At 62.5% G+C, this 25,633-nt stretch carries 27 protein-coding genes and 1 pseudogene; 14 read left to right on the top strand and 14 right to left on the bottom strand.

The features are described 5' to 3' along the window. The first annotated feature begins 85 nt into the window (after positions 1-85). The 4 genes from AC3EMP_RS24445 to AC3EMP_RS24430 all read left to right on the top strand — a co-directional run bounded on the left by AC3EMP_RS24445 (position 86) and on the right by AC3EMP_RS24430 (position 3,640). Entirely contained in the window at positions 86-931 is an 846-nt protein-coding gene (locus AC3EMP_RS24445) for a DUF1194 domain-containing protein (RefSeq protein ID WP_023691008.1), read from the top strand. Positions 932-1,030: 99 nt separating this feature from the next. Beyond that, complete coding sequence (locus AC3EMP_RS24440; RefSeq protein ID WP_023688106.1) at positions 1,031-1,981, top strand: ABC transporter substrate-binding protein; 951 nt, start codon at positions 1,031-1,033, stop codon at positions 1,979-1,981. Positions 1,982-2,072: 91 nt separating this feature from the next. Continuing rightward, entirely contained in the window at positions 2,073-2,846 is a 774-nt protein-coding gene (locus AC3EMP_RS24435) for an ABC transporter permease (RefSeq protein WP_023670383.1), read from the top strand. Beyond that, positions 2,843-3,640, top strand: a complete 798-nt coding sequence (locus tag AC3EMP_RS24430) for an ABC transporter ATP-binding protein (RefSeq protein WP_023696446.1) — start codon at positions 2,843-2,845, stop codon at positions 3,638-3,640. Before AC3EMP_RS24435 ends, AC3EMP_RS24430 begins: the two co-directional genes overlap by 4 nt. A 13-nt stretch (positions 3,641-3,653) precedes the next feature. Here the strand turns inward: AC3EMP_RS24430 and AC3EMP_RS24425 are convergent, their stop codons facing one another. From AC3EMP_RS24425 to AC3EMP_RS24415, 3 genes are all read right to left on the bottom strand, one after another. Continuing rightward, the gene (locus tag AC3EMP_RS24425) at positions 3,654-4,592 is read right to left on the bottom strand and encodes a GlxA family transcriptional regulator (RefSeq protein ID WP_348524244.1); all 939 of its coding nucleotides are present in this window, start codon (positions 4,590-4,592) and stop codon (positions 3,654-3,656) included. A 349-nt stretch (positions 4,593-4,941) separates the two neighbouring features. Then, entirely contained in the window at positions 4,942-5,076 is a 135-nt protein-coding gene (locus AC3EMP_RS24420) for a hypothetical protein (protein WP_023681787.1), read from the bottom strand. A 363-nt stretch (positions 5,077-5,439) separates the two neighbouring features. Continuing rightward, positions 5,440-5,625 carry a hypothetical protein gene (locus AC3EMP_RS24415; RefSeq protein WP_023681786.1) on the bottom strand — a complete coding sequence of 62 codons (186 nt, stop codon included), beginning with the start codon at positions 5,623-5,625 and terminating at the stop codon, positions 5,440-5,442. 202 nt (positions 5,626-5,827) lie between these two features. On the opposite strand from AC3EMP_RS24415, the gene AC3EMP_RS24410 reads away from it, so the two are divergent. Next, a complete protein-coding gene (locus AC3EMP_RS24410) occupies positions 5,828-6,727 on the top strand; it encodes a LysR substrate-binding domain-containing protein (RefSeq protein ID WP_023670389.1) in 900 nt (299 codons plus the stop codon). 124 nt (positions 6,728-6,851) lie between these two features. On the opposite strand, the gene AC3EMP_RS24405 is transcribed toward AC3EMP_RS24410, so the two are convergent. From AC3EMP_RS24405 to AC3EMP_RS24365, 9 genes and pseudogenes are all read right to left on the bottom strand, one after another. Then, the gene (locus AC3EMP_RS24405; protein WP_023688109.1) at positions 6,852-7,817 is read right to left on the bottom strand and encodes an alpha/beta hydrolase; all 966 of its coding nucleotides are present in this window, start codon (positions 7,815-7,817) and stop codon (positions 6,852-6,854) included. 251 nt (positions 7,818-8,068) lie between these two features. After that, positions 8,069-8,236, bottom strand: a complete 168-nt coding sequence (locus AC3EMP_RS24400) for a hypothetical protein (RefSeq protein WP_196813564.1) — start codon at positions 8,234-8,236, stop codon at positions 8,069-8,071. Positions 8,237-8,422: 186 nt separating this feature from the next. After that, positions 8,423-10,552, bottom strand: coding sequence for an ASKHA domain-containing protein (locus AC3EMP_RS24395; protein ID WP_032902488.1), 2,130 nt, complete (start codon positions 10,550-10,552; stop codon positions 8,423-8,425). Beyond that, positions 10,503-11,477, bottom strand: coding sequence for a methyltetrahydrofolate cobalamin methyltransferase (locus AC3EMP_RS24390; RefSeq protein WP_023670394.1), 975 nt, complete (start codon positions 11,475-11,477; stop codon positions 10,503-10,505). Before AC3EMP_RS24390 ends, AC3EMP_RS24395 begins: the two co-directional genes overlap by 50 nt. 80 nt (positions 11,478-11,557) lie before the next feature. Continuing rightward, positions 11,558-12,649, bottom strand: a complete 1,092-nt coding sequence (locus tag AC3EMP_RS24385) for a methylenetetrahydrofolate reductase (protein WP_023744709.1) — start codon at positions 12,647-12,649, stop codon at positions 11,558-11,560. Further along, positions 12,646-13,269, bottom strand: coding sequence for a methylenetetrahydrofolate reductase C-terminal domain-containing protein (locus tag AC3EMP_RS24380; protein WP_352713385.1), 624 nt, complete (start codon positions 13,267-13,269; stop codon positions 12,646-12,648). The genes AC3EMP_RS24385 and AC3EMP_RS24380 overlap by 4 nt, the downstream gene beginning before the upstream one ends. After that, entirely contained in the window at positions 13,262-13,564 is a 303-nt protein-coding gene (locus AC3EMP_RS24375) for a virulence factor (protein ID WP_023733766.1), read from the bottom strand. Before AC3EMP_RS24375 ends, AC3EMP_RS24380 begins: the two co-directional genes overlap by 8 nt. A 188-nt stretch (positions 13,565-13,752) precedes the next feature. Further along, a pseudogene (locus tag AC3EMP_RS24370) lies at positions 13,753-14,534 on the bottom strand (formyl transferase). A 110-nt stretch (positions 14,535-14,644) separates the two neighbouring features. Further along, the gene (locus tag AC3EMP_RS24365) at positions 14,645-15,220 is read right to left on the bottom strand and encodes a DUF4893 domain-containing protein (RefSeq protein WP_023670399.1); all 576 of its coding nucleotides are present in this window, start codon (positions 15,218-15,220) and stop codon (positions 14,645-14,647) included. 11 nt (positions 15,221-15,231) lie between these two features. On the opposite strand from AC3EMP_RS24365, the gene AC3EMP_RS24360 reads away from it, so the two are divergent. Then, a complete protein-coding gene (locus AC3EMP_RS24360) occupies positions 15,232-15,870 on the top strand; it encodes a hypothetical protein (protein ID WP_352713383.1) in 639 nt (212 codons plus the stop codon). A gap of 15 nt (positions 15,871-15,885) precedes the next feature. On the opposite strand, the gene AC3EMP_RS24355 is transcribed toward AC3EMP_RS24360, so the two are convergent. Further along, the gene (locus AC3EMP_RS24355; RefSeq protein ID WP_023733763.1) at positions 15,886-16,527 is read right to left on the bottom strand and encodes a DUF1638 domain-containing protein; all 642 of its coding nucleotides are present in this window, start codon (positions 16,525-16,527) and stop codon (positions 15,886-15,888) included. 65 nt (positions 16,528-16,592) lie between these two features. Between AC3EMP_RS24355 and AC3EMP_RS24350 the strand changes: the two genes are divergently transcribed. After that, positions 16,593-16,733 (top strand): entericidin A/B family lipoprotein, encoded by a 141-nt coding sequence (locus AC3EMP_RS24350; RefSeq protein ID WP_023688117.1) that lies wholly within the window; start codon positions 16,593-16,595, stop codon positions 16,731-16,733. An 88-nt stretch (positions 16,734-16,821) separates the two neighbouring features. Here AC3EMP_RS24350 and AC3EMP_RS24345 read toward each other — a convergent pair whose 3' ends face one another. After that, positions 16,822-17,520, bottom strand: coding sequence for a corrinoid protein (locus tag AC3EMP_RS24345; RefSeq protein WP_023688118.1), 699 nt, complete (start codon positions 17,518-17,520; stop codon positions 16,822-16,824). 259 nt (positions 17,521-17,779) lie between these two features. Here AC3EMP_RS24345 and AC3EMP_RS24340 point away from each other — a divergent pair, with 259 nt between their 5' ends. From AC3EMP_RS24340 to AC3EMP_RS24310, 7 genes are all read left to right on the top strand, one after another. Beyond that, on the top strand, positions 17,780-19,354 hold the full coding sequence (locus AC3EMP_RS24340) for a trimethylamine methyltransferase family protein (protein ID WP_023670403.1): 1,575 nt from the start codon (positions 17,780-17,782) through the stop codon (positions 19,352-19,354). An 89-nt stretch (positions 19,355-19,443) separates the two neighbouring features. Continuing rightward, positions 19,444-20,130 (top strand): hypothetical protein, encoded by a 687-nt coding sequence (locus tag AC3EMP_RS24335; RefSeq protein WP_023744712.1) that lies wholly within the window; start codon positions 19,444-19,446, stop codon positions 20,128-20,130. 102 nt (positions 20,131-20,232) lie between these two features. Then, on the top strand, positions 20,233-20,970 hold the full coding sequence (locus AC3EMP_RS24330) for a dienelactone hydrolase family protein (RefSeq protein WP_023670405.1): 738 nt from the start codon (positions 20,233-20,235) through the stop codon (positions 20,968-20,970). A 95-nt stretch (positions 20,971-21,065) separates the two neighbouring features. Beyond that, positions 21,066-22,244 carry a BaiN/RdsA family NAD(P)/FAD-dependent oxidoreductase gene (locus AC3EMP_RS24325; RefSeq protein WP_023670406.1) on the top strand — a complete coding sequence of 393 codons (1,179 nt, stop codon included), beginning with the start codon at positions 21,066-21,068 and terminating at the stop codon, positions 22,242-22,244. 215 nt (positions 22,245-22,459) lie between these two features. Beyond that, complete coding sequence (locus AC3EMP_RS24320) at positions 22,460-23,020, top strand: RNA polymerase sigma factor (protein ID WP_023733761.1); 561 nt, start codon at positions 22,460-22,462, stop codon at positions 23,018-23,020. 2 nt (positions 23,021-23,022) lie between these two features. Beyond that, positions 23,023-25,125, top strand: a complete 2,103-nt coding sequence (locus AC3EMP_RS24315; protein WP_352713380.1) for a vWA domain-containing protein — start codon at positions 23,023-23,025, stop codon at positions 25,123-25,125. Between the two features lie 241 nt (positions 25,126-25,366). Further along, a complete protein-coding gene (locus tag AC3EMP_RS24310; protein WP_023753429.1) occupies positions 25,367-25,633 on the top strand; it encodes a hypothetical protein in 267 nt (88 codons plus the stop codon).

Below are 25,633 nucleotides of genomic sequence, written 5' to 3'. Positions count from 1 at the left end.
ATCGGTTCCAACCAACATATCGAAAAGCCGGCACCTCGCCGGGCTTTTTGCTTTGTCAGCAGCCGGTTTTCGCTTACCTTCGGGTATGTCTGCTTTTTCTTGCGCACGACATTTCCTTTCAGGCAGCGCCGCGCTGGCGCTGGGGCTCTGGCTGGTGCCGCCGGTTCAAGCCGCCGAGCCGGTCGACGTCGAGCTGGTGCTGGCCGTCGACGTGTCGCTGTCGATGTCGCCGGGCGAACTTGAAATCCAGCGTCACGGCTATGCTGCTGCGCTGACGCACGACAATGTTCTGCAGGCCATCGCCGATGGCGCCTACGGCAAGGTCGCCGTCACCTATGTCGAATGGGCGGGAGCGACCACGCAGCAGGTCGTCGTGCCGTGGACGGTGATCGCCAGCCGGGCCGATGCCGAGCGGGTGGCCGCGCAGCTTTCCGCCCATCCGCCGGCCAGCGCCCGGCGCACCTCGATTTCCGGCGCGCTGGAATTCGGCAGCGATCTGTTCGCCGAAAGCGGTTTTCAGGGGACAAAGCGCGTCATCGATATTTCCGGCGACGGGCCCAACAACCAGGGCGCGCCCGTCGACATCACCCGCGACGCGGTGGTCAAGCAAGGCATCATCATCAACGGCCTGCCGCTGATGACGCGCGGCGGGTTCGGCGGCGCCTATGACGTCAACAATCTCGACCGCTACTACAGCGACTGCGTCATCGGCGGTCCCGGATCCTTCATGATCCCGGTCAATGACTGGACGCAGTTTCCCGAAGCCATCCGCCGCAAGCTGGTGCTGGAGCTGGCCGGCGCCGCTTCGCCGCAACGGGCGCGCGAGGAGGCCGGGCATCCGCCGGTGGTGCTGGCGCAGGACCGGCCGACCGACTGCCAGGTCGGCGAAAAGATGTGGCGCGACCGCAGCTGGATGTTCGATGCGCGTTAGCGTTCGCATCATCACGCTGCCGTGAAGGGCCGGTTTCATTGACAAGCCCATGGGCGTCTGTGACACAATTCGGCATCCGAAAAAACAAGGGGAACCGACATGAACAAGACCATCGTCGCTGCCGCGGTATTGGCGCTTGCGGCTGCAATATCCGTGCCGGCCGAGGCTGCCACATCGGTCACCATCGGCATCAGCGGATGGACCGGCTTTGCGCCGCTGACGCTCGCCAAGCAGGCCGGCATCTTCGAGAAGCATGGCCTCGACGTGACCCTGAAGAAGGTGCCGCAGGCCAGCCGGCCGCTCGCCATCGCCAGCGGCGATCTGCAATGCGCCGCCACCACGGTCGAGACCTGGCTGGTGTGGAACGCCTCAGGGGTGACCACCAAGCAGATCTTCCAGCTCGACAAATCCTATGGCGCCGACGGCATTGTCGTGCGCAACGACATCAAGACCGTCGCCGACCTCAAGGGCAAGAATGTCGCGTCCTCGGCGCCGGGCACGTCGCCCTATTTCATGCTGGCCTGGGTGCTGAACAAGAACGGCCTGTCGACCAAGGATGTGACCGTCGTCAACCTGGAACCGGATGCGGCGGCGCAAGCCTTCCTCGCCGGCCAGAACGATGCGGCGGTCACCTATGAGCCGTTCATCTCGGCGGTGCGCGACAAGTCCGATCAGGGCCACATATTGGCGACCACGCTCGACTACCCGATGGTGCTCGACACGGTCGGCTGCACGCCTGAATTCCTCACCGCCAATCCCGACGCCGCCAAGGCGCTGGCCGACAGCTATTTCGAAGCGCTCGACCTGATCAAGAGCGATCCGCAGAGATCCTACGAGATCATGGGCGCCGACGTGAAGCAGTCTGCGAAAGAATTCGAGGATTCGGCGAAATACCTGAAATGGGCCGACAAGGCGGAGAACAAGCAGTTCTTCACCAAGGAATTCCAGGACTTTTCCAAGACCGCCGGCGAGCTTCTGCTGCAGATGGGGTTGATCAAGGAAGCGCCAGACGTTGCCACGCTGGCCGACACCAGCGCGGTGGCGAACTGACAGGCCTCGCCTTTGACCATTGTGCGGCGGCGCCTAGGGCCGCCGCTCTCTCCTGGACAAGTGATGATTTGACGATGCGGACGATCTGAAGATGCGCCCCTTGCATCCGGTGTCGCCGGGCATTCGAACCGTGCTTGGCATTTCCTTCTTCGTGCTGTTCGTCGCCTTCTGGGCGTGGATCACGCTTGGCGGCCACGTCAACCGCATCTTCCTCGCCGACCCGCTGTCGATGCTGCGGGATGGTTGGCGGCTGCTGGTCGAGGACCGCTTCTGGCTCGACATATTGATCACCATCTGGCGGGTCTTCGGCGGGTTCCTGCTGGCGTCGATCGTCGCCGTGCCGATCGGCATCGCCATGGGCGCCTGGAAACCAATAGAGGCGTTTCTGGAGCCGTTCGTCTCCTTCGCCCGCTACCTCCCGGCTTCGGCCTTCATTCCGCTGCTCATCCTGTGGGCCGGCATTGGCGAGCTGGAAAAGCTGCTGGTCATCTTCGTCGGCTCGGTGTTCCAGATCATCCTGATCGTCGCGGTCAAGGTGGGCTCGACGCGGCGCGACCTGGTCGAGGCGGCCTATACGCTGGGCTCGACCAACAACGGTATCGTCAAACGGGTCATCATGCCGGCCAATGCGCCCGAGATTGCCGAAACGCTGCGGCTGGTGCTCGGCTGGGCCTGGACCTATGTCATCGTCGCCGAGCTGATCGGTTCGTCCTCAGGCATCGGCTACATGATCATCAACAGCCAGTCGCGGCTGGCGACAGGGCAGATCATCTTCGGCATCATCGTCATCGGGCTGATCGGACTGTTGTCCGACTTCGCCTTCAAGGCGTTCAATCGCTGGCTCTTTCCCTGGAGCCTGGCATGAGCAAGTTGCTTATCGAAGGCGTCTCGCGAACCTTCGCCGGCGTGCGCGGCGGGCAGCCGGTCAAGGCGCTGATGCCGGTCGACCTTGCGGTCGCGGCCAACGACTTCATCACCATTCTGGGGCCGTCCGGCTGCGGGAAGTCGACGCTGCTCAGGATCGTTGCCGGCCTGGAAGCGCCGAGCGAAGGCCGTGTGCTGCTCGACGGCAAGGCGGTGACGCGGCCGGGACCGGATCGCGGCATGGTGTTCCAGTCCTACACGCTGTTTCCGTGGCTAACGGTGGCGCAGAATATCGCCTTCGGCCTGCGCGAACGTGGCATGGCCGAAAAGGAGCGAGACGGGATCGTCGCTTCCTATGTCGACCTCGTCGGGCTCAAGGGCTTCGAGAACCATTGGCCAAAGCAGCTGTCCGGCGGCATGCAGCAGCGCACGGCGATCGCCCGGGCGCTGGCCAACGACCCCGAAATCCTGTTGCTGGACGAGCCGTTCGGTGCGCTCGACAACCAGACGCGCGGACTGATGCAGGAACTGCTGCTCGGCATCTGGGAGCGGCGCAAGAAGACAGTGCTGTTCGTCACCCACGACATCGAGGAGGCGATCTTCATGGCTTCGCGGGTGATCGTGATGAGCGCGCGGCCAGGCCGCATCAAGTCGGATGTCGCCATCGACCTGCCGCATCCGCGTCACTATACGCTGAAGACCAGCCGGGAGTTCTCGGCGCTCAAGGCGCGGCTGACCGAGGATATCCGCGTCGAGGCGATGCGCACAGTACAGGCGCAGCCCGCCGAAGCCTGAGTGCGTTTTCGGATCAGGCCGCCAGCAATTGCTTGCGGTCGACGCGCTCCTGCTGCGGCGAGCGGGCATAGAGTTCGCGGTAGCATTTGGAGAAATGCGACGCCGAGACGAAGCCGCAGGCGACCGCTACCTCGACCACCGGCATCGATGACTGGATCAGCAGATGCCGGGCACGGTCGAGGCGAATCTCGAGATAGTAGCGGGCAGGGGAGCGGCCCATCTCGGTGCGGAACAGGCGCTCGATCTGGCGGCGCGACAGGTCGACATGGTCGGCGATCTCGATCAGCGACAGCGGTTCGGAGAGGTTGCCTTCCATCAGTTCGATGATGGTCAGCACCTTGGAATTCTGCACGCCGAGGCGGGCGCGCAGCGGCAGGCGCTGGCGGTCGGTGGGGCTGCGCACGCGGTCGGTCAGCACCTGCTCGCACACGCGGTTGACCAGATTGTCGTCGAAATCGTCGCCGATCAGCTTGAGCATCATGTCGAGGGCGGCGGTGCCGCCGGCGCAGGTGTAGATGTTCTGGTCGATCTCGAAGAGGTCGGCAAAGACGTTGGCCTTGGGAAAGGCCTCGGAAAAGCCCGGCAGGTTTTCCCAATGGATGGCGCAGCGCTTGTTGGAGAGCAGGCCGGCGGCGGCAAGGATATGCGCGCCGGTGCACAGGCCGCCGACGGCGACGCCTCTGTTGTATTCCTCGCGCAGCCAGGCGAAGGCCGACCTATTCTGGTAGCGCTCGACATTCATGCCGCTGCAGACGATGGCCATGTTCGGCCGATCCGGCCCGGCCATTTTCTTGCGCTCTTCCTCGAGCGAGGTGTTGACGGCGCATTCGACGCCGTTGGAGGCGCGCACCGGCTTGCCGTCGATGCTGGCGAGGCGCCAGCGATAGGCCTCATAGCCGAGCATGCGGTTGGCCGAGCGCAGCGGGTCGAGCGCCGTCGCAAAGGCGATCATGGTGAAGTCCGGGACAAGGAAGAATACAAACGATCGCTTGATCGGATGCTTTACGGCGTTCAAGGGAACCTCACGCGGCCATGGCGCGAACAGGATGTCGCGAACAGCACAGCGACATCAGGAAAAACCATTCCTGTCAATCGGCTAGGGGGCTAAGCGGAAACTATATTTGCGACATGGGTCGCAAATGAGCAATCGTCCGGGATGACAGGCACGGGCTGCCGACGGATTGGGCATGGTGGCGGCGGCATAGGTGCCAAAAATGAGAAACGCCGCTTCGGTCAAGCCGAAGCGGCGCTGTTATCGACTATCGGCAGCGGCAGGGAAGCGCTGAGCGCTAGCCGTTATCTCAGGCAACGAAACCGAGGCGCACCGCATTCATGGCACCGGTCTGGCCGGGCATGGTATTGGCAAGGCGCTGGCGCTCGAGAGCGGTCGTCAGGTTCATTTCGCGGCGGGCAAAGAGGCGGGCAAAAAGCTTCATCATCATCTCCTATCGGTTGCTCAGACGGGTCGCCTTCGCTTGATGGAGTGGGGCAGCTCGTTTGCTGACGGTGATATAGGCCTGCGTGAGCAGAAACTAAATCGCAAATGCGAAGCGCTTGAATGGAAATGCGACATCGTTTGCGACATTATTGGGCATGGTGCCCAAAATTTACGATTACTTACAGTGCGTTACCGGCGACATTGAGGCGCCATGCAAGTGACGCATATGCGCCATGCAGCGGCGACACGGCTCTGAAAATCATTTGAGTGCAAATAAGTTGGAGAAAGCCTGCAGGGCCAATAGAGAAGGCCTGCCGGGCTGGTCTGCGCGGCAGGCCTTCAGCACAAGGTACACAATGGTTTACTTTGCTCCAGCCCAGGATCCGACGCCGTGGCGTGCACCGGTCTTGGTGTCGGCAGCTTCAGGCCAGCCGATATCCTTCTGCAGTTCGATCGGCAGCGAGCGGATCGCACGTTCGGTCTGGAAGCGGGCGCGGGCCGCGCTCAATTCGGTCGCAAGCCGACCGATGGATGACAGGATAGACATTTCATTCTCCTTTGGTTGTGGCACGTCCCGCATGAACGCGTTCCGTCGCCTGGATATTCCGCATCGAGTGCAATTCCGTGTCAGGAGCGTTGGAGCCATGGCACGTCCTGCCTTCGATGGAGTTGACTATCCTCCCAATCTGATGTTCAATCAAACGAAATGGAATGATGCTTCACATCAGAAAAATTGAAGGTCGATCCCGATGAACGCCCCACTCAATCATCCGCTGCCGCTGCTCGATCTCGACGTTTTGCGCACCTTCGTGGCCATTGCAGAGACCGGCAGTTTCACCACGGCGGCCAATGCGGTGTTCCGCACGCCGTCGGCGGTCTCCATGCAGATCAAGAAGCTCGAGGACATTCTCGGGCGCTCTGTTTTCGCGCGGGATGCGCGCTCGGTGACGCTGACCACGGATGGCGAGATGCTGCTCGGTTATGCCCGCCGGCTGTTGTCGATCAACCGCGAGGTGGTGTCGAAGTTCATCATCCCCGAGATCGTCGGCGTGGTGCGGCTCGGCTCGCCGGACGACTATGGCGAGCGCGTGTTGCCGCATGTGCTGAAGCGTTTCGCGCAGTCGCATCCGTCGATTGCCGTCGACGTCACCATCGACCAGAGCAGCAATCTGCGCCGCCGCATGGACGACCGGGCGCTCGACATCACGCTGCTGACCAATTCCTACAAGACCAGCGCACTCGGCGCCGAGGTGCTGCTCACCGAGCCGATCGTCTGGGCCGGCGCCAAGGGCGGCAGCGCGCATCTGCGCGAGCCTTTGCCGGTGTCGCTGTGGGAAGAGGGCTGCGCCTGGCGGGCCGGCGCGCTCGATGCGCTGAGCCGTGAAGGCCGCAATTACCGCATCGCCTATATGAGCGCCCACACGGCCGGCCAGCGCGCCGCCATCATGTCGGATCTCGCGGTTGCACCGTTGCCGAAGTCGTTCCTGGGCAACGACATGGTCGAGCTTTGCCCGAAGGACGGCATGCCAGATATCGGCACCTACAATCTGGCGATGGTGGTGTCGCCGGACGCCAGCGCGCCGGTCAAGGCCGTCGCCGACCATATCCGTGCGACGTTCGAGCTTTTCCGCGAAACCGGCAAGTTCTAGAGCGGTTCACCGTTTCACGGAAACGGCGAGCCGCTCTAACTCCTTGTTTTGACTCAATTCCCAAGGGAAAGCGCTACACGCTTTCCCGGGAAAACCGTTTTACACTTTTCCTGGAATTGCTCTGCTATTCCGCTGCTTGGGCGGGGCGCGCCGCGAGAGCGGGTCGCGCCGTGCGCCGCGCAGTTGCGCGCCGCTTGGTGGGCTCACCTTCAAGGAAGGCGACGATGCTGTCCCTGGCGCGACGCGCCTCCGGCATCTCGATCAGCGGCCAGACGTGGAACATGCCTTCCTCATAGACGACGTCGATATCGACGCCGGCAGCGCGTGCCTTTTTGGCGAAGATCAGATTGTCGGGGCTGAGCAGGTCGTGCGAGCCGGTCAGAAGCAGGGTCTGCGGCAGCACCGAGAGGTCGCCATAGAGCGGACTGATATGCCAGTCCCTGCGATCGATGCCGGCACTGTACATGCGGATCGCTTCCAGCCCGCCGGAAATGCCGAGCCACGGATCGTTGCGTTCCGCCTCGAACACTTCGGGGTTGGACAGCGACATGTCGAGGCCGGGTGAAATCAGCACGTGGCGCGACGGCAAGGGCAGGCCTTCCTCAGCCGCCATCATGGTCAGCACGACGGCCATGTTGCCGCCCGCGGAATCGCCCATGAAGACGATGTCTTCAGCGTCGGTCTCATCCAGCATCTGCCGGTAGACGTCGCCGACCATGCCGAACATGGCGTGGAAATCATGCTCCGGCGCGATGGGATAGATCGGCACGGTGATGCCGAAACCCAAGCGCTCGGCCACCTCGGCGATCAACCCCCAATGATAGGATGTGATCTGGAAGACATAGGCGCCGCCATGCATGTAGAGGATGCGCCTGCGTTCGCCGGCCTTCGGCGCGATTTCATAGACAGGGAAGCCATCGACGCTGCGCTCGGTGATATCGAGCTGCTCCCGCAGCAATGCCGGGGGATGATGATCCTCGGTCTTGCGGGCATAGGCGATCCAGCGCTGCAGGTTTTCCGGGCTGGCAAATGCCTTCTTGCGGCTGTGCCGGAGGATGAAGGAAACGAGGTGGCTTTTGAAACTGGGCATTCGCGTACACAAGCTCGGCCGCAGCCGACTAAGAGAATTCCCCCACTGTCTCGAAGATCGTACCTCCAGCCGAAATGTCAAGATTCTGGCCCAAGCCAACACGGTTGTTTGATCAGCCAGGTCCGCTGTTTTGCGCAGCGCGGCTCAGCGCCGGGGCAGCAGCGCGGCGCGCAGCTTGACGTCGGTCGCAGCCGGGACCATGCGGCGGCCCCGGCGCTTGGTCAGCAATTTGCACTTGTCGGCGAAGGTCATCAGCGGCCCGAGCCCAGGATCAGACGCGACAGGTTGGTCTGGGCGTCGATGCGCGGCGACACGGGCCAGCCGATGTCCTTCTGGATTTCGGGTGGCAGGTTGTTCATGGCGCGCACGGCCTGTGCATTCTTCATGGCCGCACGAAAACGGCCCAGGGTCTCGAACATCTCTATTCTCCTTTGGAGCGTTGTGGCGGCGGAATAGTCCGGTCCGCCATTCGATGTCCGTTAAATGCTTCACGTCTGTATCGGACGGATTGCGCCAAAACAGCGTTTCGGTTTCCAGATCGGTGCGATCTGGAAACATTTGCATACAAATGAAATTGGGCGAATTGGCGGCCTTCGTAAGGCGGCTTATTCCCGGCTGCGCCTGGCGGCATGGCCTTCGCGCGAACGCCGGCGCGGGGCGGCGTCGCCGGCGACGCCATCCTCGCTGACGGTCTTGCGTGGCGGCAATTTCACCGCCGCCGACAGTTTCGGAAACGGATCGACCTTGTTGGGAAGCGCCATGGCGTAGACGAAATGCTCCTGGAATTTCGGCTCCAGTGCGGTCTCGATCTTCTCGATGTGGCTGACCGTGTCCTCGATCTCGCGGCGATAGCCGCGGTTGAGCAGCGCCATCCGCGCACCGGCGCCGGCGGCGTTGCCGACGGCCGAGACCTTGTCGAGGTCGCAGTCCGGGATCAGGCCGAGCACCATGGCGTATTTCGGATCGATGAACGAGCCGAAGGCGCCGGCGAAATGGATGCGGTCGACGTGTTCGGTGTTCTGCTTTTCCATCAGAAGCTTGGTGCCGGCATAGAGCGCCGCCTTGGCAAGCTGGATGGCGCGCACGTCGGTCTGCGTGATGGTGATCTTGGGTTCGCCTTCCTTCAAGACATAAGAGAAGGTGCGGCCGTTGACCGTGACGCGCGGCGACCGCTCGGCCAGCGACCCGTCGATGACGCCATCCTCGGAGATGATGCCGGCGAGGTACATTTCGGCCACGATCTCGATGATGCCGGAGCCGCAAATGCCGGTGACGCCGGTCGCCTGCACGCTATCCAGGAAGCCGGGGTCGTCGGACCAGAGTTCAGAGCCGATGACGCGGTATTTCGGCTCCAGCGTATCGGGGTCGATGCGCACGCGCTCGATTGCGCCGGGGGCGGCGCGTTGGCCGCCGGAGATTTCCGCGCCCTCGAAGGCGGGACCGGTGGGCGAGGAGGCTGCGACCACCCGCTTGCGGTTGCCAAGCACGATCTCGGCATTGGTGCCGACGTCGACGATCAGCATCATCTCGTCCTGGCGATGCGGGCCTTCCGACAGCGTCACGGCTGCGGCGTCGGCGCCGACATGGCCGGCAATGCAAGGCAGCATATAGAGGCGGGCGCCCTGGTTGAGCTTCAGGCCGATATCGGAGGCCTTGATGCGCACCGCGCCCGAGACGGCGAGTGCGAAGGGCGCGCCGCCGAGTTCGGTCGGATCGATGCCGAGGAACAGATGGTGCATGATCGGATTGCCGACAAAGACGGAATCCAGGATGTCGTTGCGCTGGACATTGCCTTCCGCGCAGACCTTGTCGACCAGGCCCGAGATCGCCTCGCGTACGGCGACCGTCATGCCTTCGCGGCCGTCCGGGTTCATCATCACATAGGAGACGCGGCTCATCAGATCCTCGCCGAAGCGGATCTGCGGGTTGGAGGTGCCCGACGAAGCGGCGACGCGGCCCGACAGCAACGACACCAGATGCATGGCGATGGTGGTCGAGCCGATGTCGCAGGCCAGTCCATAGGCCTCGTTCTTGAGGCCGGGCCAGAGTGCTATGACGCGGGCGATGTCGCTTTCGGCATCCTTGTGGATGGCCGCGGTCGCGGTCCAGTTACCCTTGCGCAGTATGCCTTGCACCTGCGGCATCAGGTAGAAGTCGAATTCGAGGTTTTTAAAGCCCCAATCCTTCATCAAGGCGATCTTGAGGCGGTCGAGATCGCCCAGCGGCTTGTGCATGTCGGGCTCTTCGATCTCGACATAGCACATGCGGATTGCCGCATCGCGGGCGATGACGCGCGTGTCGGCATCCTTGCGGATGGTCTGGGCGTTGATGACCGTGTCCTGCGGCACGTCGATGACGAGGTCGCCGAGGATCTGCGCCGAGCAGGACAGGCGCCGCCGCTCGGGCAGGCCGCGGACGCGCTCATATCGCTCTTCCTTGGCGCCCTTGGGCGAGATGTGGTCGTTGGACGAGACGATCTTGTGCTTGGCGAAATTGCCTTCCTGCACTTCGATCTGGCAGCGACCGCAGGTGGCGCGGCCACCGCAGACGCTCTCGACATAGACGCCGAGCTGACGCGCGGCATCGAGCACCGGTGTGCCGACGGGAAAGCGCCCGCGCTTGCCTGACGGCATGAACAGCACGAGCGGATCAGTAATGTTTGCAGGCGAGTTCACGATTGCGCGCTTATCCCCTGGCCATGCGGGCTTCACGGCCGCCGCGACGGCGCCCGCCATTGCCGCCGCCTTCGCCCGGAGCGTTAACGGCGGTGGGCGCTGCGACCGCCTGGCCGCCTTCGGCCGGTTTGTAATCCTTGTAGGTGCGGATCCAGTTGGTGCAGTTCTCGTCGGTGCCGTTGAGCACGTTGGCGCCGCGCACGGCTTCCATTTCCTGCGGGCGCACCGGGTTCATGATAGCGCTCGTCATACCGGCGCCGATCACCATCGGGATGAAGGCGGCGTTGATGCCGTGGCGGTGCGGCAGGCCGAACGAAATGTTGGACAGGCCGCAAGTGGTGTTGACCTTGAGCTCTTCGCGCAGACGGCGCAGCAACGCGAAGACCTGGCGGCCGGCATCGCCGAGCGCGCCGATCGGCATCACCAGCGGGTCAACGACGACGTCATGCGCCGGAATGCCGAAATCGGCGCAGCGCTGCACGATCTTCTTGGCGACGGCGAAGCGCACATCCGGATCCATCGAAATGCCGGTCTCGTCGTTGGAGATCGCGACGACTGGAACGTTGTACTTCTTGACCAGCGGCAGGATGGCTTCGAGCTTTTCCTCTTCGCCGGTCACGGAGTTGACCAGCGGGCGGCCCTTGGCGACCTTGAGCGCTGCCTCGATGGCGGCGGTGACCGACGAGTCGATCGACAGCGGCAGGTCGACCAGGCCCTGGACGATCTCCAGCGTCTGCACCAGCAGGCCGGGTTCGGTTTCGTTCGGATTAACGGAGGTGACGCCGGCATTGACGTCGAGCATGGTGGCGCCGCAGGCGGCCTGTTCCAGCGCATCCTTGATGACGGTCTCGAAATTGCCGGCGATCATCTCGGCGGCCAGCTTCTTGCGGCCGGTCGGGTTGATGCGCTCGCCGATGACGCAGAAAGGCTGGTCGAAGCCGATGATGATCTCTCGTGTCGCCGAGGCGACGATGGTCCGGGTCATGAAGTCTCTCCGCCTGATATAAAGATTTCTTTATATCGTTGTCTGGTTTCATTCAAGCAAATGGCTGGCCGTCCGCGCTGTCAGTGCGCGGTCTTCACCATATCCACCTGCGTTTCGGTAATGTCGTCGTGCAGTATGCTCTCGAGCCGGTCGGCGACCATCTGATCGTCGTGGCGGATCTCACGTTTCCATGGCTGGCGGCCTTTCAGCACACCCGATTCATCGACGATCTCGGCGACATATTCCTCCTGGCGGTAGGCCATCACATGGATGCCGGAGACACCAGGAATTTCCTTCACCTCGTTGATGATGTCGGTGCAGAGCTGCTTGCCTTCCTTCTTCTGGTCCTGCGCGCCTTCCAGCCGCTTGATGATGGTATCGGGAATATGAATGCCCGGCACGTTGGAGCGGATCCATTTGGCCGTCTTGGCCGAAGCCAGCGGGCCGACGCCGCACAGGATGAAAACTTTTTCCGTATGCCCCAAGTCCCGCGCCCTCTGCATGAAGGTTCTGAACATCGGCACGTCGAAGCAATACTGCGTCTGCACGAACTGCGCGCCGGCGGCGATCTTCTTGCCGAGATGGATCGGGCGGAAATCGAAGGGTGGCGCGAAGGGGTTGACGGCGGCGCCGAGGAAAATTTGCGGCGGCGTCGTCAACTTGCGGCCGGACAGGAACTTGCCGTTGTCGCGCATGATGCGGCAGGTTTCCAGCAACGACATGGAATCGAGGTCGAAGACAGGCTTGGCGCCGGGCTGGTCGCCGGCCTGGACGCCGTCGCCGGTGAGGCACAGCATGTTGGCGACGCCCATCGCCGCACCGCCCAGCACGTCGCCCTGGATGGCGATCCGGTTCCTGTCACGGCAGGCAATCTGCATGATCGGGGCATAGCCCATGCGGGTCAAAAGCGCGCAGATGCCGACCGAGGACATGTGGCAGTTGGCGCCGGAGGCATCGACGGCATTGATGGCGTCGACCCAGCCGTCGAAGATTTTCGCGCGGTTATAGACGTCTTCGGGATCGGCGCTGTCGGGCGGGTTGAGCTCGGTGGTAACCGCGAATTCGCCGCGCCGCAGCACACGCTCCAGTCGGCCACGTGAGGAGTGGCCGGGCAGGGGATCGAGCGGCAGATGGATGCCGGCCGGGTTTTCATCGCGCTGGCGGCCGATCACGCGGCCGCTCCAGTGTTGGCTTTGGCCGCTGCTTCACGGGCCGCTGCCGACTGCGCCGTCACCCGCAGCCAGGCCGAGGTTTCGCGCAGCGACTGGTCGACCGGCTTCTGCACGGTCAGGATCCTGTCGCCATGCTCCATGTTCCGCGAGCCTTCCCAGGCCTTAACCCAGACGCAAGGCATATCGGGCTCGACCTCGCAATTGCCGTTGGCGCGCACACCGCCGCAAGGGCCGTTGCGCAGCTGCTTGGGGCAGTTCATCGGGCACGACATGCCGGTCGAGGACAGGACGCACTGGCCGCACATGCGGCAGTCGAACATGAAGCCCTTGACGCGCCTTTCGACAAACTTGATCGGCGCCTCGACGCGCCCATAGCCGAGGCCTTTCCAAAGCGGATGAAGAAGCAGGAACATGTCGGCGAACCTGGAGTAGAACCATTCGAGCAATCGCGAGTGCCGAATGGACCACAGCCTGATGGCAAACGACCGCTGCACGCGCCGCTGCGGCGACACGTCGGCCGGCTTGTAGTCGGATTTCGGCGCTGCTTTCTTGACCTGAGTGGCCTGGGTAACCGGCTGGGTAACCCTTGGCCCCTCTTTGGCAGGAGTGGTTTCAGACATTTTCTTTCCCGCCCGCCTTGACCAGAGCGACCAGCCGCTCGCGGTCGTATTTCGCGTCGATGTCGCTGAATGCCTTCTCGACCTCGACTTCGAGGTCGTCGCCGACCGGGATCGGATCGGCCTTGCGCCATTCGGCGAGGTAATCGTCGGTGCCGCCGGCGCCGGTGCGCATGGCGCACATATCGATCGCCTCGGTGAAGCGCAGCGGCAGTTCGCGCTTGGCGTTCTGCCGGCCCTTCTTGACGATGACCTGGGCGGGGATGTCGCGCCAATAGACGACGATCAGATCGGCCATGAATTCTCTCACTCCCTGTAGAGCGCCGTGCGTCCATGAGGGAAACGACGCTCCACCACTTTGTCCAGCAGGTGCGAGCATTGCCGGATGCGCAGTGGGGCTGCTTGTTATGGGACGACGCGCGCGCATTCAAAAGCGACGCTATTGAGAGTCGCAAAAAGAAAGGCGAGATTCCGAGGGAAGGCTGGCTACCAAACCCGCTTGGTCAGGCCGGTCCAGAGATAGAACCAGATCGTCGGGTGGTACCATTGTTTCGAGGGCAGGTCCGGCTTGATCGTGGCCAACTTTCCGTCCAAGGCGTCGCGGACCGCCTCGACGCAGATGTCGCGCGAGAACGCCGCCTGGCGCAACGCATAGCTCGAATGATGTCGCCGGGCTCCGGCTTGCCGCGCGCCTGTTTCAACACGCCGCCGGTGTCGACGCCGGCGTCGACCAGATGCACGGTGGTGCCGAAATTCTGGAGATCGCCGGAGGCCAGCGCCCAGTAGCCGCCATTCATGCCGCGGTATTTGGGCGCGATGCCGGCGTGGTAGTTGAGCACCGGGCAGGGCATTTGCGCCAGCGTCTGCCGGGACAAAATCCGGCAGCCGGCGAGCAGCACCACGCCCGGGCGGATGTCGGCGACCGCCTGCAGGCAATCGGGCCCGTCGGCGGAGGAGACGTGGATGATCTTTTGTCCCGGCCTCGGCTCTGTCTGCAGTTTTTGCGCTGCGATCAGCCGCTCCGCGTGCCCGGCGAAGAAGCGTTTGCCGAGCCTGGTCAGCACCATCGTGCCAAGCTGGCCGATGGCCGAAAACAAGCCCTGGCGGCGCGCCCGGCCGAGCAGCAATTGTTTTTTGGATTCAGGGCTTTCGAGGATGACGCTGACAGGACCGAACTGGTCGGCGATGGCGTTGACGATGGCCCAGATGTGCGGCCCGCCTTCGGTGACGATGACGATCGCAGCACTTTTTTCAACCGCTGATGCCATGGCGCGCTTTCTTGCCGGCGCGCAACCATTTGCCGTGCGCCGCCCGGCTCAATTCTGTGCCGGGCGAGGTTAAATCTTGATGACCGCCGGGCCAACGAGAGACCAACGGATCAGCGCTTGAACTCGATGATGTCAAGTTTCGATTCGTAGTAGGGCGCCGGGAATTCGATGCGCCATTCATTGGCGCTGGTGCGGAAGGCATAGCCGACCTGGTCGCTTTCCGGGCCGCTGCCATAGGGTTTTGGCTTGTTGTCATTGACATAGCCGGAGCCGAGATAGATCGCGCGTTTTTCGCTATCGTCGAAGAAACGGCCCTTGGTGCGTTGCGAGCCGCTGACCTTTTCCAGCTGCCAGCCGGAGCCATCGTCCGTGACCTTGCACTTGAACCAGCCATAGATGACCAGCGGGCCGGTCAGGCCCACCTTGATGGTTCGGCATTGCCAGTTGCCGCTCAGGTCCTTGTCGGAAAAGGCCACTATCGGCTTTGCCAGCAGCGCGTCGAGTTGGCTGACCTCAGCCGGGTCTCCCGCTTTTGCCTCGGCCAGCGCCGCCTTGCGGGTCTCGCCATATTTGTCGAGGCGAACCTTGTCGGCAGGCGTGATGATCTTCTGCACCTCGCCGTCGGCGCGAGCGGGCAAGACGAGGCAGAGGAGGCCAAGGGCGGCGAGCAGGACGCGAGGGGTCATCGGTGGTATCCATGTTGGCGCGGCTGGAGCAGCCAATTCTATCTTCCAGTGCACACTTACCCATTCGCGGCGGCCTGTCATCCGTGCTTAAACAGCGGTATGTTCCGCGGGAGGTGCGCGTGGGGGTTACAATCCATTTTGAGGGACAACTGCGCGGAGAGGAACAATATGTTGCGCTGTTGCAGGAAGTTGAAGCGCTTGCCATCGCTCGAGAAAGGCGATTTCGGCCGATAGACGAGGCCGAAATGGTTCTCAACCGGGTCATCGACGAACGCAGCGTTGACTATATCGGCCCGGTCTTGGGGATAGAATGCCAGCCGCATCCCAAGTCGGATCGCCTAAGGTTCGAGTTCGACAGGGACCTCTTCATGCAGCAATATTGCAAGACCCAGTTTGCGGGGTCGGAGGCGCATATCGAGATCATCGAGTTGCTTCGCAAAGTTGCTCCTTTTTTCGACAAGTTCGACGTCTTCGATGAAGGCAAGTACTGGGAACTGGGCGACCGCACAATTCTGCAGGTCAATCTCGACACAGTCGACGCTCTGCTTGCAGAGGCTTTGCGCAAGGATCCAACTGCAAGAGGGCCGATCCGGTTAGACAACGGCCGCGTTGTCGATTTCGTGTCGGATCCGCAACCGGAGAGCAAATAATCCGAAGTCGGGCGCCTAACGCAATTCTTCTGGATGTGCCGCCACCCGCGCCAATTCAGCCGTCAGGTCGCCATAGCCGGTCGAGCGGCGCTCATAGGCGAGGCCAAGCATCTTCGCGGCCTTCTCGGCGACCTTGTCGAGTTCCGGATCGTCGGTCTGGGCGATGTAGATCAGCTTCTGGTAGTTGCCGAAATAGTCCTTGATCAGCTCCGGGTGCTTGTCGAGGCCGAGCGGCTTCATGAAGAAGGCGTCGAACTGGCGGCACAGGAAATCGGTCATGTAGAACGACATCATGTCGTCGTCGGCGACCTTCGCATAGGCGTCCATGCCCTGGTAGAAGGCAAAGCAGTGCGGCCCGGCCATGCGCTCGACGCCGTGCTTCTCCAGGACCCGGTCGAGCATGCCGCCGGTACCGCAATCGGCATAGCCAACGAAGATGTTGCTATAGCCTTCCGCCTTGGCCTTTTCGATCGCCTTGTCCATCGCCGGTGCGATGCGGTCGGGGTAGAAATGGAACTCCGCCGGCAGGCAGGTCAGGTCGAGATGGTCGAGCTTGAGCTGCTCCTTGACGGCCAAAACTTCGCGCGCAATCATTCCGCAGGCGATGACTAGCAGCCTGTCGTCCTGATTCGGTTTCGTTTTTTGCATTCTGGCCATGGAACCCGGTCGAAGCGGCCTTCGTTGCTGTGGGGCGAATCTATCGAGAGAGGGATAAACCGTCCATGAAACTGTTACGCGTTGCGCCGATTGCAATCCTTGCCTGCATCCTGGCGCTTACGGCCTGTGCCAACACCGTCCGTGGTGTCGGCCGGGATATCAAATCGACTGCGAAAGCCGTCGACGACACCGTCACCAAACCCTGACGCAGCCATCCGTTCCAATAGCTGGAACAAAAAAGCCGCGCTGCAAGGCGCGGCTTTCGATTGTGGCCCAGACGCCTTGCGTAACAGATCAGGCTGAAGCGCGCACGTTATGCTTGCGCTTCATGAAGTCCTTGGCGGTCTCGACCGCCACAGCCGCGTCGCGGCAATAGGCATCGGCGCCGACGGCCTTGCCGAATTCCTCGTTTAGCGGCGCGCCGCCGACCAGGACGACATAGTCGTCGCGGATGCCCTTTTCCTTCATCGTGTCGATGACGACCTTCATGTAAGGCATGGTCGTGGTCAAAAGCGCCGACATGCCGATAATGTCGGGCTGGTGCTGCTCGATGGCGTCGAGGTATTTTTCCACCGCATTGTTGATGCCGAGATCGATGACGTCGAAGCCGGCACCTTCCATCATCATGCCGACGAGGTTCTTGCCGATGTCGTGGATGTCGCCCTTGACGGTGCCGATCACCATCTTGCCCTGCTTCGGCGCGCCGGTGGCGGCCAGCAGCGGGCGCAGGATGAACATGCCGGCTTTCATCGCGTTGGCCGACAGCAGCACCTCGGGAACGAACAGGATGCCGTCGCGAAAGTCCTCGCCGACGATGCGCATGCCTTCGACCAGAGCTTCGGTCAGCACCTTGTAGGGCACCCAGCCGCGCTCGAGCAGGATGTTGGTGCCTTCCTCGATCTCTTCCTTCAGTCCGTCATAGAGATCGTCGTGCATCTGCTGCACCAACTCGTCGTCGGAAAGCTCGGAGAGGATGATCTCGTCGTCGGCCATTTTTCTCGGGCTCCTTGCCGCGCGGATGCGATCACGGCGGCTTAAAATAATCGCGTCAATACCTAACCCGGCGGGGGCAGGTATCCATAGCTGATTTGCGACTTCCCGCAAAAGGAAAGCGACCGCAAATCTATTGGAATTCTTGTCGATTTTGCGACAGGCGTTGGCGCTGGCGGGCCGTTTCGAATAGGGTGCATGACTACGATCCGGGCGAGAAGCCGCCTACGCGGCCGCAAACGGTTTTTAGGGAAAAACGATCATGAGTGAAAACGCGTCAGTCGACCAGGAAGCGTCCAATGCGCGACGTGGACGTGCTGCCAGCGGCGGCGCGGCTGCAAGGCGGGCGGCGCGCTCGGGCGGCGGACCGGGCACCCAGCTCACCTATATCAAGCGCAAGATCAACATCTATGAGGTCCTCAACGAGGAAGGCCTGGCGATTATCGAAAACAACACCGATACGGTGCTGGAAGAGATCGGCATCATCTTTCGCGACGACGCCGAGGCGCTGCAGCTTTGGAAAGAGGCGGGCGCCGACGTCAAGGGCGAGCGCGTGCATTTTCCCAAGGGCCTCTGCCGCTCGCTGCTGAAGACCGCGCCGCCCATCTACACCCAGCATGCGCGCAACGCCGAACGTTCGGTGCAGATCGGCGGCAACGCCACGGTCTTCGCGCCGGTCTATGGTCCGCCCTTCGTGCGCGATCTCGACGGTGTCAGGCGCTACGCGACGATCGAGGATTTCCGGAATTTCGTGAAGCTCGCCTATATGGCGCCGTCGATTCACCATTCGGGCGGCACGGTTTGCGAGCCGGTCGACGTGCCGGTCAACAAACGCCATCTCGACATGATCTACAGCCACATCAAATATTCGGACAAACCGTTCATGGGTTCGGTGACGGCGCCAGAGCGGGCCGAAGACACCGTCGCCATGGCCAAGATCGTGTTCGGCGACGATTTCGTCGAAAACAACACCGTGCTGACCAGCCTTATCAACGCCAATTCGCCGATGGTGTTCGACGAAACCATGCTGGGCGCGCTGAAGGTTTATTCGCGTCACAACCAGGCTTGCATCGTCACGCCGTTCATCCTTGCCGGCGCGATGAGCCCGGTCACGGTGGCCGGCACGCTGACGCAGGTTCTGGCAGAGGTGCTGGCCGGCGCCTCTTTCACGCAGTTGATCCGTCCCGGCGCGCCGGTGCTGTTCGGCACCTTCGCCTCGTCGATCTCCATGCAGTCTGGTGCGCCGACCTTCGGCACGCCGGAGCCGTCGCTGGTTTCCTACGGCGCCGCACAGCTTGCCCGCCGGCTCGGTCTGCCGTTCCGCACCGGCGGCTCGCTCTGCGCCTCCAAGGTTCCGGACGCGCAGGCCGCCTATGAGAGCGCCAACACGCTCAACTCGACCATTCTTGCCGGCACCAATTTCGTCCTGCATTCGGCCGGCTGGCTCGAGGGCGGACTGGCCTCCTGCTACGAAAAATTCATGATGGACATCGACCAGCTCGGCATGACGCAAAAGTTTTCCGAAGGCGTCGACCTCTCGGAAAACGGCCAGGCGATGGACGCCATTCGCCAGGTCGGCCCGGGCAGCCACTATCTCGGCTGCGACCACACCCAAGCCAATTTCCAGACCGCCTTCTACCGCTCCAGCATCGCCGACAACAATTCCTACGAGCAGTGGCTGGCCGAGGGCGAGAAGACAGCGCCGCAGCGCGCCAACGAACTCGCCCGCCGCTGGCTGGAGACCTACGAGGCGCCTTATCTCGATCCGGGCATCGACGACGGCCTGAAGGACTACATTGCGACGAAGAAGGCGTCGATGGCTGACGCCTTCACCTGAAAGGAGCCCGAGTCAGGCGGGGCTAAAGTCGCCAACATCATCCACAAGGAAGTCTGGCGGAGCGCTTTCTCCGACCCGGACAAGAAGGGATGATTGCGTGGCGCCGGGCTGACGAGATAGCGGCCGCGCTTTCCGCCGACGGCCTCATCCTGCGCGGTGGCTTCAATTTCGCAACAAGCGAAACGCCGCCGCATGGCCCTTCAGTTGCCCCCGCCAAATCCGTGCTGTTGGTGGGGCAGGCGGGAGCGGCACCCTGGCCGCATTTCCTGCGCTGGCGCGACCGGCAACCGCAAACCATTGCTAATCCGCTCGACACATGGTCGCGCGCAGTGATCGGTGCGGTGGCGGAGAAATTCGGCGCGCGCGCCGTTTCGCCTTCGGACAGACCTTATCTGCCGTTCCAGCAATGGGCGATGCGAGCGGAGGGGCTGAGACCGTCGCCGCTGGGCATCCTGATGCATCCGCAGTACGGGCTCTGGCATGCCTATCGCGGCGCGTTGCTGTTCGAGGATGAGATCGCGCTTCCTGAACGTCGCGAAGCGATTCACCTTTGCGACGCCTGTGTCGCAAAACCTTGCCTGAAATCCTGTCCGGTCGATGCCTATTCCGCGGATGGTTTCGCTCATCAGGCTTGCCTGGCGCATGTGCGGGGATCGAAGGGCGAACCATGCCGCGGCGGCGGCTGCCTCGACCGCAACGCCTGTCCGTATGGCACGGCCCATCGCTATCCGCCTGAGGTTCAGGCCTTTCACATGACGGCGTTTGCCGGCCTGTAGCCGGGTCGAAGCCCGCACAAAGTGTTGAACGGGATTGTCAGGGAACGGCTTGCCCTGACAATGCCTGCTTATATGTACACACGACAATCAACGGGGCGCGCCATGGCGAAGCAGGACATTGAGATAGAGACCGGAGACGGCGTGGCGAAGGCGGGATTGTTCCGTTCGGCGACTGTTTCCCCGGTCAAGGCCGGTATCATTCTCTACATGGACGCCTTCGGTCCGCGACCGGCGCTCGACGCAATGGCGGAGCGGCTGGCGGGTGAGGGCTATGCGGTGCTGGTGCCGGATCTTTTCTATCGCAAAGCACCCTACGGGCCGTTCGAGCCCAAGACCGCTTTCGTCGTCGAGGAGACCAAGGTCGCGCTGACGGCGTTGGTCCACGGCACGACACAGCACATGACCATCCGCGACAGCAGGGCGTTCCTCGACACGCTTACCGCTGAAGGTGTCACCGGACCGGTCGGTGTCGTCGGATACTGCATGGGCGGGGCGCGGGCCTTGAATGCGGCTGCAACCTATCCCGATCGCATCGTGGCGGCGGCAAGCTTCCATGGCGGCAATCTGGCCAGCGATGCCGCCGACAGTCCGCACCGCAAGGCTGCAATGATCAAGGCGCGGGTCTATGTCGGAACGTCTGGGGTGGACCGCAGCTTTCCGCCGGAGCAGTCGGCTCGACTGGCCGAGGCGCTGCGCGTGGCGGAAGTCGACCACGTCATCGAAAACTATGCCGGCATGGCGCATGGCTGGTGCGTGTCGGATCACAGCGTCTTCAACGCGGCCGGCGCCGAGCGCCACTGGAAGCGACTGACGACGCTGTTCGCCGAGACGCTGATCTAACGAGGCGTTGCCTGAAGTCGCAACGAACGGGTAGAGACTGCACGATTGGCGCGGCCTGTTAAAACAGCGCCAGTCGAGCGGGAACGAACAGCCTGATGCAGTCCTATGATGTCGTGGTGATCGGCGCCGGTGCGGCCGGAATGATGTGCGCCATCGAGGCGGGCAAGCGCGGCCGCTCGGTCCTGGTGCTCGATCACGCGACAAAGCCCGGCGAGAAGATCCGCATCTCCGGCGGCGGCCGCTGCAACTTCACCAACATCCATGCGAGCCCGAAGAATTTCATCTCGGGCAATCCGCATTTCTGCATTTCGGCGCTCAGCCGCTACACGCAGCGCGATTTCATCGGGCTCGTCGAACGCCACGGCGTCGCCTATCACGAGAAGACGCTGGGACAGCTGTTTTGCGATGGCTCGGCGCGGCTGATCATCGACATGCTGGTCTCCGAAATGCAGGATGGGGGCGTGGAACTTGCGCTGTCGACCGAGGTGAGGAACGTCAGCAAGGCCGCGGACGGTTTTGTGCTGACGCTCTCCACTGGCAGCGTCGCCTGCAATTCTCTGGTCGTGGCTTGCGGGGGCAAGTCGATCCCCAAAATGGGCGCGTCCGGTTTCGGCTACGAGCTTGCTGCGCAATTCGGCCTTGCGGTGGTGGAAACACGGCCGGCGCTGGTGCCGCTTACCTTCGACGCAAGAACGCTGGAGCGGCTGGCGCCTTTGGCCGGCAATGCCGTCGATGCCGAAGTCGCCTGCGGCAAGACGCGGTTTTCAGAAGCGATGCTGTTTACGCATCGCGGCTTGAGCGGGCCTTCCATCCTGCAAATATCGTCCTATTGGCGCGAGGGCGACGAGATCCGCATCGCCATGCTGCCGGGGAGGGATGTGGCGGAACTGCTTCGCGCCGCCCGGCGCGTCAACGGCAGGCAAGCGGTGCAGACGGTGCTTGCAAACCATTTGCCGAAGCGCCTTGCGCAAGCAGTCGCCGAGCGCAGTGGGATCGATGGCAATCTCGCTGATTTGACAGACCTGCAAATGAAAACCGTCGAAGCCGCCGTCAACGACTGGCGCATCAAGCCGGCCGGCTCCGAGGGTTACCGCACGGCGGAAGTGACGCTTGGCGGTGTCGATACCAACGGGCTCGATCAGAAGACGATGCAGGCGAAATCCGTGCCGGGGCTGTTTTTCATCGGCGAAGTCGTCGATGTCACGGGCTGGCTGGGCGGCTATAATTTTCAGTGGGCTTGGTCGTCCGGCTGGGCCTCGGGCCAGGTGTGCTGATATTCAGGTGAGGCCGGCCTGCAAACGACGGCTTTCTGTGCTTCCGGTGCTCGCGTACCAAAAGTACGCTCCGCTCCGGTTCTCGAAATCCATCGTTTTCGGCTCGGCCTGACCTGAATCTCAGCGCACCTGTTGCGCGTGTATCCGTCGCCTGGGAAAAAAATCTTTCCATAACCCCAAGGATTGGCCATTAGCCTTCGTCCAACAGGCAAATGATGGCGATGATGCTGGATGAAAGCGAAGCCTCCGACGCCGAATTGATCGGGCGGGCGAAGGGCGGAGACAGGGGTGCCTTCGGCAAATTGCTGGAGCGGCACTACGACTTCGTCTATCGCGCCGCCTATCGCTGGTGCGGAAAGAAGGCCGATGCCGAAGACATCGCCCAGGAGGTCTGTGTCCGTCTCGGCAAGGCGATCCGCGACTACCGCGGCGGCGGCGCGTTCACGACATGGCTCTATTCCGTGACGCTGAACGCGGCGCGCGACATGATGCGCAAGACGACGCGCGAAAACGTCAAGGCCGAGGCTTTCGGCGCCTACAGCATGATTTCGGGAGAGGCCTCGGCCGAGCCCGAAGATCCCTCTGAGGCGCTCTGGGTAGCGGTGCGGCAATTGCCGGACAAGCAGCGCGACGCAGTACTTCTGGTCTATGGCGAAGGGTTGAGCCATGCGGCCGCCGCCGAGGCGATGGCAATCTCGGAGACGACGGTTTCCTGGCACATCCATGAAGCGAAGAAACGGCTGAAGACGTTGATGCGTTCAGCCGGGGAAGTGTGACCATGGTCGACGACAACGAACTCAACAGGCTGCGCGACGCAGCAGTACCGGCGCCAGGCGAAAGCGCGAAGGCACGCGCCTTCGAAGCCGCCATGCGCGCCTATGATCAGGAAAATATTTCTGCCGTCACCCAAGGATCGGTCGGCGGGCTTCGTCTCACAGAGCGAGCACAAAAGCTCTGGAGCGAGATCATGCAAAAGAAACTCATCGCCACGCCAGCCATTGCCGGGCTCGTCGCCCTGCCGATCGCCGGATACGCCACCTTCCACATGCTGAGGGAACAGCCGTTGCAGTTCGGTAGCGACGAGAAGATCACTGAGACGCTGGCCGACAAGCCGGCAACCAATGGGCCGGCGATCAACGCGCCGGTAAAAGACAAGCAGGCGCCTGAAGGCGACAAGAAGGCCGACGCCGATGTGCGAAGCCGCGACACCACCACGCCACCCGCGCCGCCGAAGCCCGAATCGACCGTTGCTGTCGCCCCGGCGCAGCAGGATGCGCTGGGACGCGGCGTGTTGGCCGAGCCTGCGCCAGTTGAGAGCCGCGAGTTTTCGCTTGACGGCACCGCTGCTCCGGCCGGCGGCGCGCGGGTCAACCGCATGGCCGGCGCGACCGAATCCAAGTACCTGGCACAGCCTTCGACGATGCCGGCCGACCAGATTGCGCCGCAGGAGCCAAACCGCGACCGCGTCGAGGATTTCAAGACCAATCCGGTGCATGCAGCCCTTCAGGATCCGGTCTCGACCTTCTCGATCGACGTCGACACGGCTTCCTATTCCTTCGTCCGCGGCTCGCTGAAGCAGGGCTACCTGCCGCAGGCCGATACGGTCCGCGTCGAGGAGATGGTCAATTACTTCCCCTATGACTGGAAGGGTCCGGACTCGGCTTCGACGCCGTTCAACTCGACCGTCAGCGTCATGCCGACGCCGTGGAACGGGCACACCAAGCTGATGCACGTCGCCATCAAGGGCTTCGACATCAAGCCGGTCGAGCAGCCCAAGGCCAATCTGGTGTTCCTGATCGACGTCTCGGGTTCGATGGATGAGCCGGACAAGCTGCCGCTGCTCAAGTCGGCTTTCCGGCTGCTGGTCAGCAAGCTCAAGGCGGACGACACCATCTCGATCGTCACCTATGCCGGTGACGCCGGCACCGTGCTGATGCCGACCAAGGTCACCGAGAAGGACAAGATCCTCAACGCCATCGACAATCTGCAGCCGGGCGGCTCGACGGCCGGCGAGGCGGGTATCAAGGAAGCCTACAAGCTTGCCCAGCAGTCCTTCGTCAAGGACGGCATCAACCGTGTGATGCTGGCCACGGACGGCGACTTCAATGTCGGCCAGACCGATGACGACGATCTGAAGCGACTGATCGAGCAGGAGCGCAAGACCGGCGTCTTCCTGTCGGTGTTCGGCTTTGGACGCGGCAATCTGAACGACCAGATGATGCAGACCATCGCCCAGAACGGCAACGGCACCGCCGCCTATATCGACACGCTGGCCGAGGCTGAGAAGGTTCTGGTCGAGGATGCCTCCTCGACGCTGTTCACCATCGCCAAGGACGTCAAGATCCAGGTCGAGTTCAATCCGGACAAGGTCTCGGAGTACCGGCTGATCGGCTATGAAACCCGCGCCTTGAACCGCGAGGACTTCAACAATGACCGCGTCGATGCCGGCGATATCGGCTCCGGTCATTCGGTGACCGCCATCTACGAGATCACGCCGAAGGGCAGTGGCGGCGAGCAGATGGATCCGCTGCGCTACGGCCAGGCCGCGGTCGACAATGGCGGCGTCGCCAACGCCGACGAATATGCCTTCGTGAAAATCCGCTACAAGCTGCCGAACGAAGACGTCTCGAAGCTGATCACCACGCCGGTGACGTCGGCCAACGAGGTCGCGTCCTTCGACCAGGCCAGCACCGACCAGCGTTTCTCCGTCGCTGTCGCCGCCTTCGGCCAGAAGCTGCGCGACGAGGATGCGACCGCGAAGTTCGGCTACGACAAGATCATGGAGATTGCCACCGCCGCCCGAGGAGCCGACCCGTTTGGGTACAGGTCCGAGTTCCTTTCGCTTGTGCGCCTTGCCTCGGCGCTCGGCGGTAACCGGTAGTGGCAATACAGCCGGTTCCTTTCAGACGGGGGTCGTTCTGATACGGGGAACCGGCTACGGGCGGGTGAGGCAGGCCGGCGGGGGAAACCCTGCCGGCCTTTTTTTCGGATCGATTGATCCGAAGCGCACAGATGATCCGCCTGATCGTTAAATTGCGCAGCTTTTCCGGAACGTCATCGCAATGCCCTGCTATTATTGCATGGGGTCGGGACTGGGCTTGGGGAGCCGGGAATTGCAGATCATGAACATTGGAAACACGACGCCGGCGGTGAGACACACGCAGGCGTCGGGAACGCTGTCGCCAGAATCCAGGCGCATCATGGATGACGTCGACGCAGCCCGGAATACCGCAAAGTCGGCGCTGACCAATGACCGCTTTCGCGTCATGCTGGAGCAGATCGGCAATCCGCAGTCGTCGGGTGACCTGGTGACGATGAATGAAAGCGCCGACAGCACCGCCCTGGATTTCAAGACGGCGCTATCGCGTTACGCTGAAAACAGCGAATAA

The sequence above is a fragment of the Mesorhizobium sp. P160219 genome (assembly GCF_057786095.1).
This window is presented reverse-complemented; position numbering and strand designations above follow the sequence as displayed.

What these genes read in the sequence shown, in the direction of transcription:
- AC3EMP_RS24340 (WP_023670403.1), top strand. Translation starts at nt 17,780, where the DNA reads ATGAGTGAAAACGCGTCAGTCGACCAGGAAGCGTCCAATGCGCGACGT.
- AC3EMP_RS24435 (WP_023670383.1), top strand. Translation starts at nt 2,073, where the DNA reads ATGCGCCCCTTGCATCCGGTGTCGCCGGGCATTCGAACCGTGCTTGGC.
- AC3EMP_RS24400 (WP_196813564.1), bottom strand. Translation starts at nt 8,236, where the DNA reads ATGTTCGAGACCCTGGGCCGTTTTCGTGCGGCCATGAAGAATGCACAG.
- AC3EMP_RS24420 (WP_023681787.1), bottom strand. Translation starts at nt 5,076, where the DNA reads ATGAAGCTTTTTGCCCGCCTCTTTGCCCGCCGCGAAATGAACCTGACG.
- AC3EMP_RS24445 (WP_023691008.1), top strand. Translation starts at nt 86, where the DNA reads ATGTCTGCTTTTTCTTGCGCACGACATTTCCTTTCAGGCAGCGCCGCG.
- AC3EMP_RS24350 (WP_023688117.1), top strand. Translation starts at nt 16,593, where the DNA reads ATGAAACTGTTACGCGTTGCGCCGATTGCAATCCTTGCCTGCATCCTG.
- AC3EMP_RS24410 (WP_023670389.1), top strand. Translation starts at nt 5,828, where the DNA reads ATGAACGCCCCACTCAATCATCCGCTGCCGCTGCTCGATCTCGACGTT.
- AC3EMP_RS24360 (WP_352713383.1), top strand. Translation starts at nt 15,232, where the DNA reads ATGTTGGCGCGGCTGGAGCAGCCAATTCTATCTTCCAGTGCACACTTA.
- AC3EMP_RS24330 (WP_023670405.1), top strand. Translation starts at nt 20,233, where the DNA reads ATGGCGAAGCAGGACATTGAGATAGAGACCGGAGACGGCGTGGCGAAG.
- AC3EMP_RS24365 (WP_023670399.1), bottom strand. Translation starts at nt 15,220, where the DNA reads ATGACCCCTCGCGTCCTGCTCGCCGCCCTTGGCCTCCTCTGCCTCGTC.
- AC3EMP_RS24390 (WP_023670394.1), bottom strand. Translation starts at nt 11,477, where the DNA reads ATGACCCGGACCATCGTCGCCTCGGCGACACGAGAGATCATCATCGGC.
- AC3EMP_RS24395 (WP_032902488.1), bottom strand. Translation starts at nt 10,552, where the DNA reads ATGGCGGGCGCCGTCGCGGCGGCCGTGAAGCCCGCATGGCCAGGGGAT.
- AC3EMP_RS24375 (WP_023733766.1), bottom strand. Translation starts at nt 13,564, where the DNA reads ATGGCCGATCTGATCGTCGTCTATTGGCGCGACATCCCCGCCCAGGTC.
- AC3EMP_RS24380 (WP_352713385.1), bottom strand. Translation starts at nt 13,269, where the DNA reads ATGTCTGAAACCACTCCTGCCAAAGAGGGGCCAAGGGTTACCCAGCCG.
- AC3EMP_RS24425 (WP_348524244.1), bottom strand. Translation starts at nt 4,592, where the DNA reads ATGATCGCCTTTGCGACGGCGCTCGACCCGCTGCGCTCGGCCAACCGC.
- AC3EMP_RS24345 (WP_023688118.1), bottom strand. Translation starts at nt 17,520, where the DNA reads ATGGCCGACGACGAGATCATCCTCTCCGAGCTTTCCGACGACGAGTTG.
- AC3EMP_RS24320 (WP_023733761.1), top strand. Translation starts at nt 22,460, where the DNA reads ATGGCGATGATGCTGGATGAAAGCGAAGCCTCCGACGCCGAATTGATC.
- AC3EMP_RS24325 (WP_023670406.1), top strand. Translation starts at nt 21,066, where the DNA reads ATGCAGTCCTATGATGTCGTGGTGATCGGCGCCGGTGCGGCCGGAATG.
- AC3EMP_RS24355 (WP_023733763.1), bottom strand. Translation starts at nt 16,527, where the DNA reads ATGGCCAGAATGCAAAAAACGAAACCGAATCAGGACGACAGGCTGCTA.
- AC3EMP_RS24310 (WP_023753429.1), top strand. Translation starts at nt 25,367, where the DNA reads ATGAACATTGGAAACACGACGCCGGCGGTGAGACACACGCAGGCGTCG.
- AC3EMP_RS24430 (WP_023696446.1), top strand. Translation starts at nt 2,843, where the DNA reads ATGAGCAAGTTGCTTATCGAAGGCGTCTCGCGAACCTTCGCCGGCGTG.
- AC3EMP_RS24415 (WP_023681786.1), bottom strand. Translation starts at nt 5,625, where the DNA reads ATGTCTATCCTGTCATCCATCGGTCGGCTTGCGACCGAATTGAGCGCG.
- AC3EMP_RS24315 (WP_352713380.1), top strand. Translation starts at nt 23,023, where the DNA reads ATGGTCGACGACAACGAACTCAACAGGCTGCGCGACGCAGCAGTACCG.
- AC3EMP_RS24405 (WP_023688109.1), bottom strand. Translation starts at nt 7,817, where the DNA reads ATGCCCAGTTTCAAAAGCCACCTCGTTTCCTTCATCCTCCGGCACAGC.
- AC3EMP_RS24335 (WP_023744712.1), top strand. Translation starts at nt 19,444, where the DNA reads ATGATTGCGTGGCGCCGGGCTGACGAGATAGCGGCCGCGCTTTCCGCC.
- AC3EMP_RS24440 (WP_023688106.1), top strand. Translation starts at nt 1,031, where the DNA reads ATGAACAAGACCATCGTCGCTGCCGCGGTATTGGCGCTTGCGGCTGCA.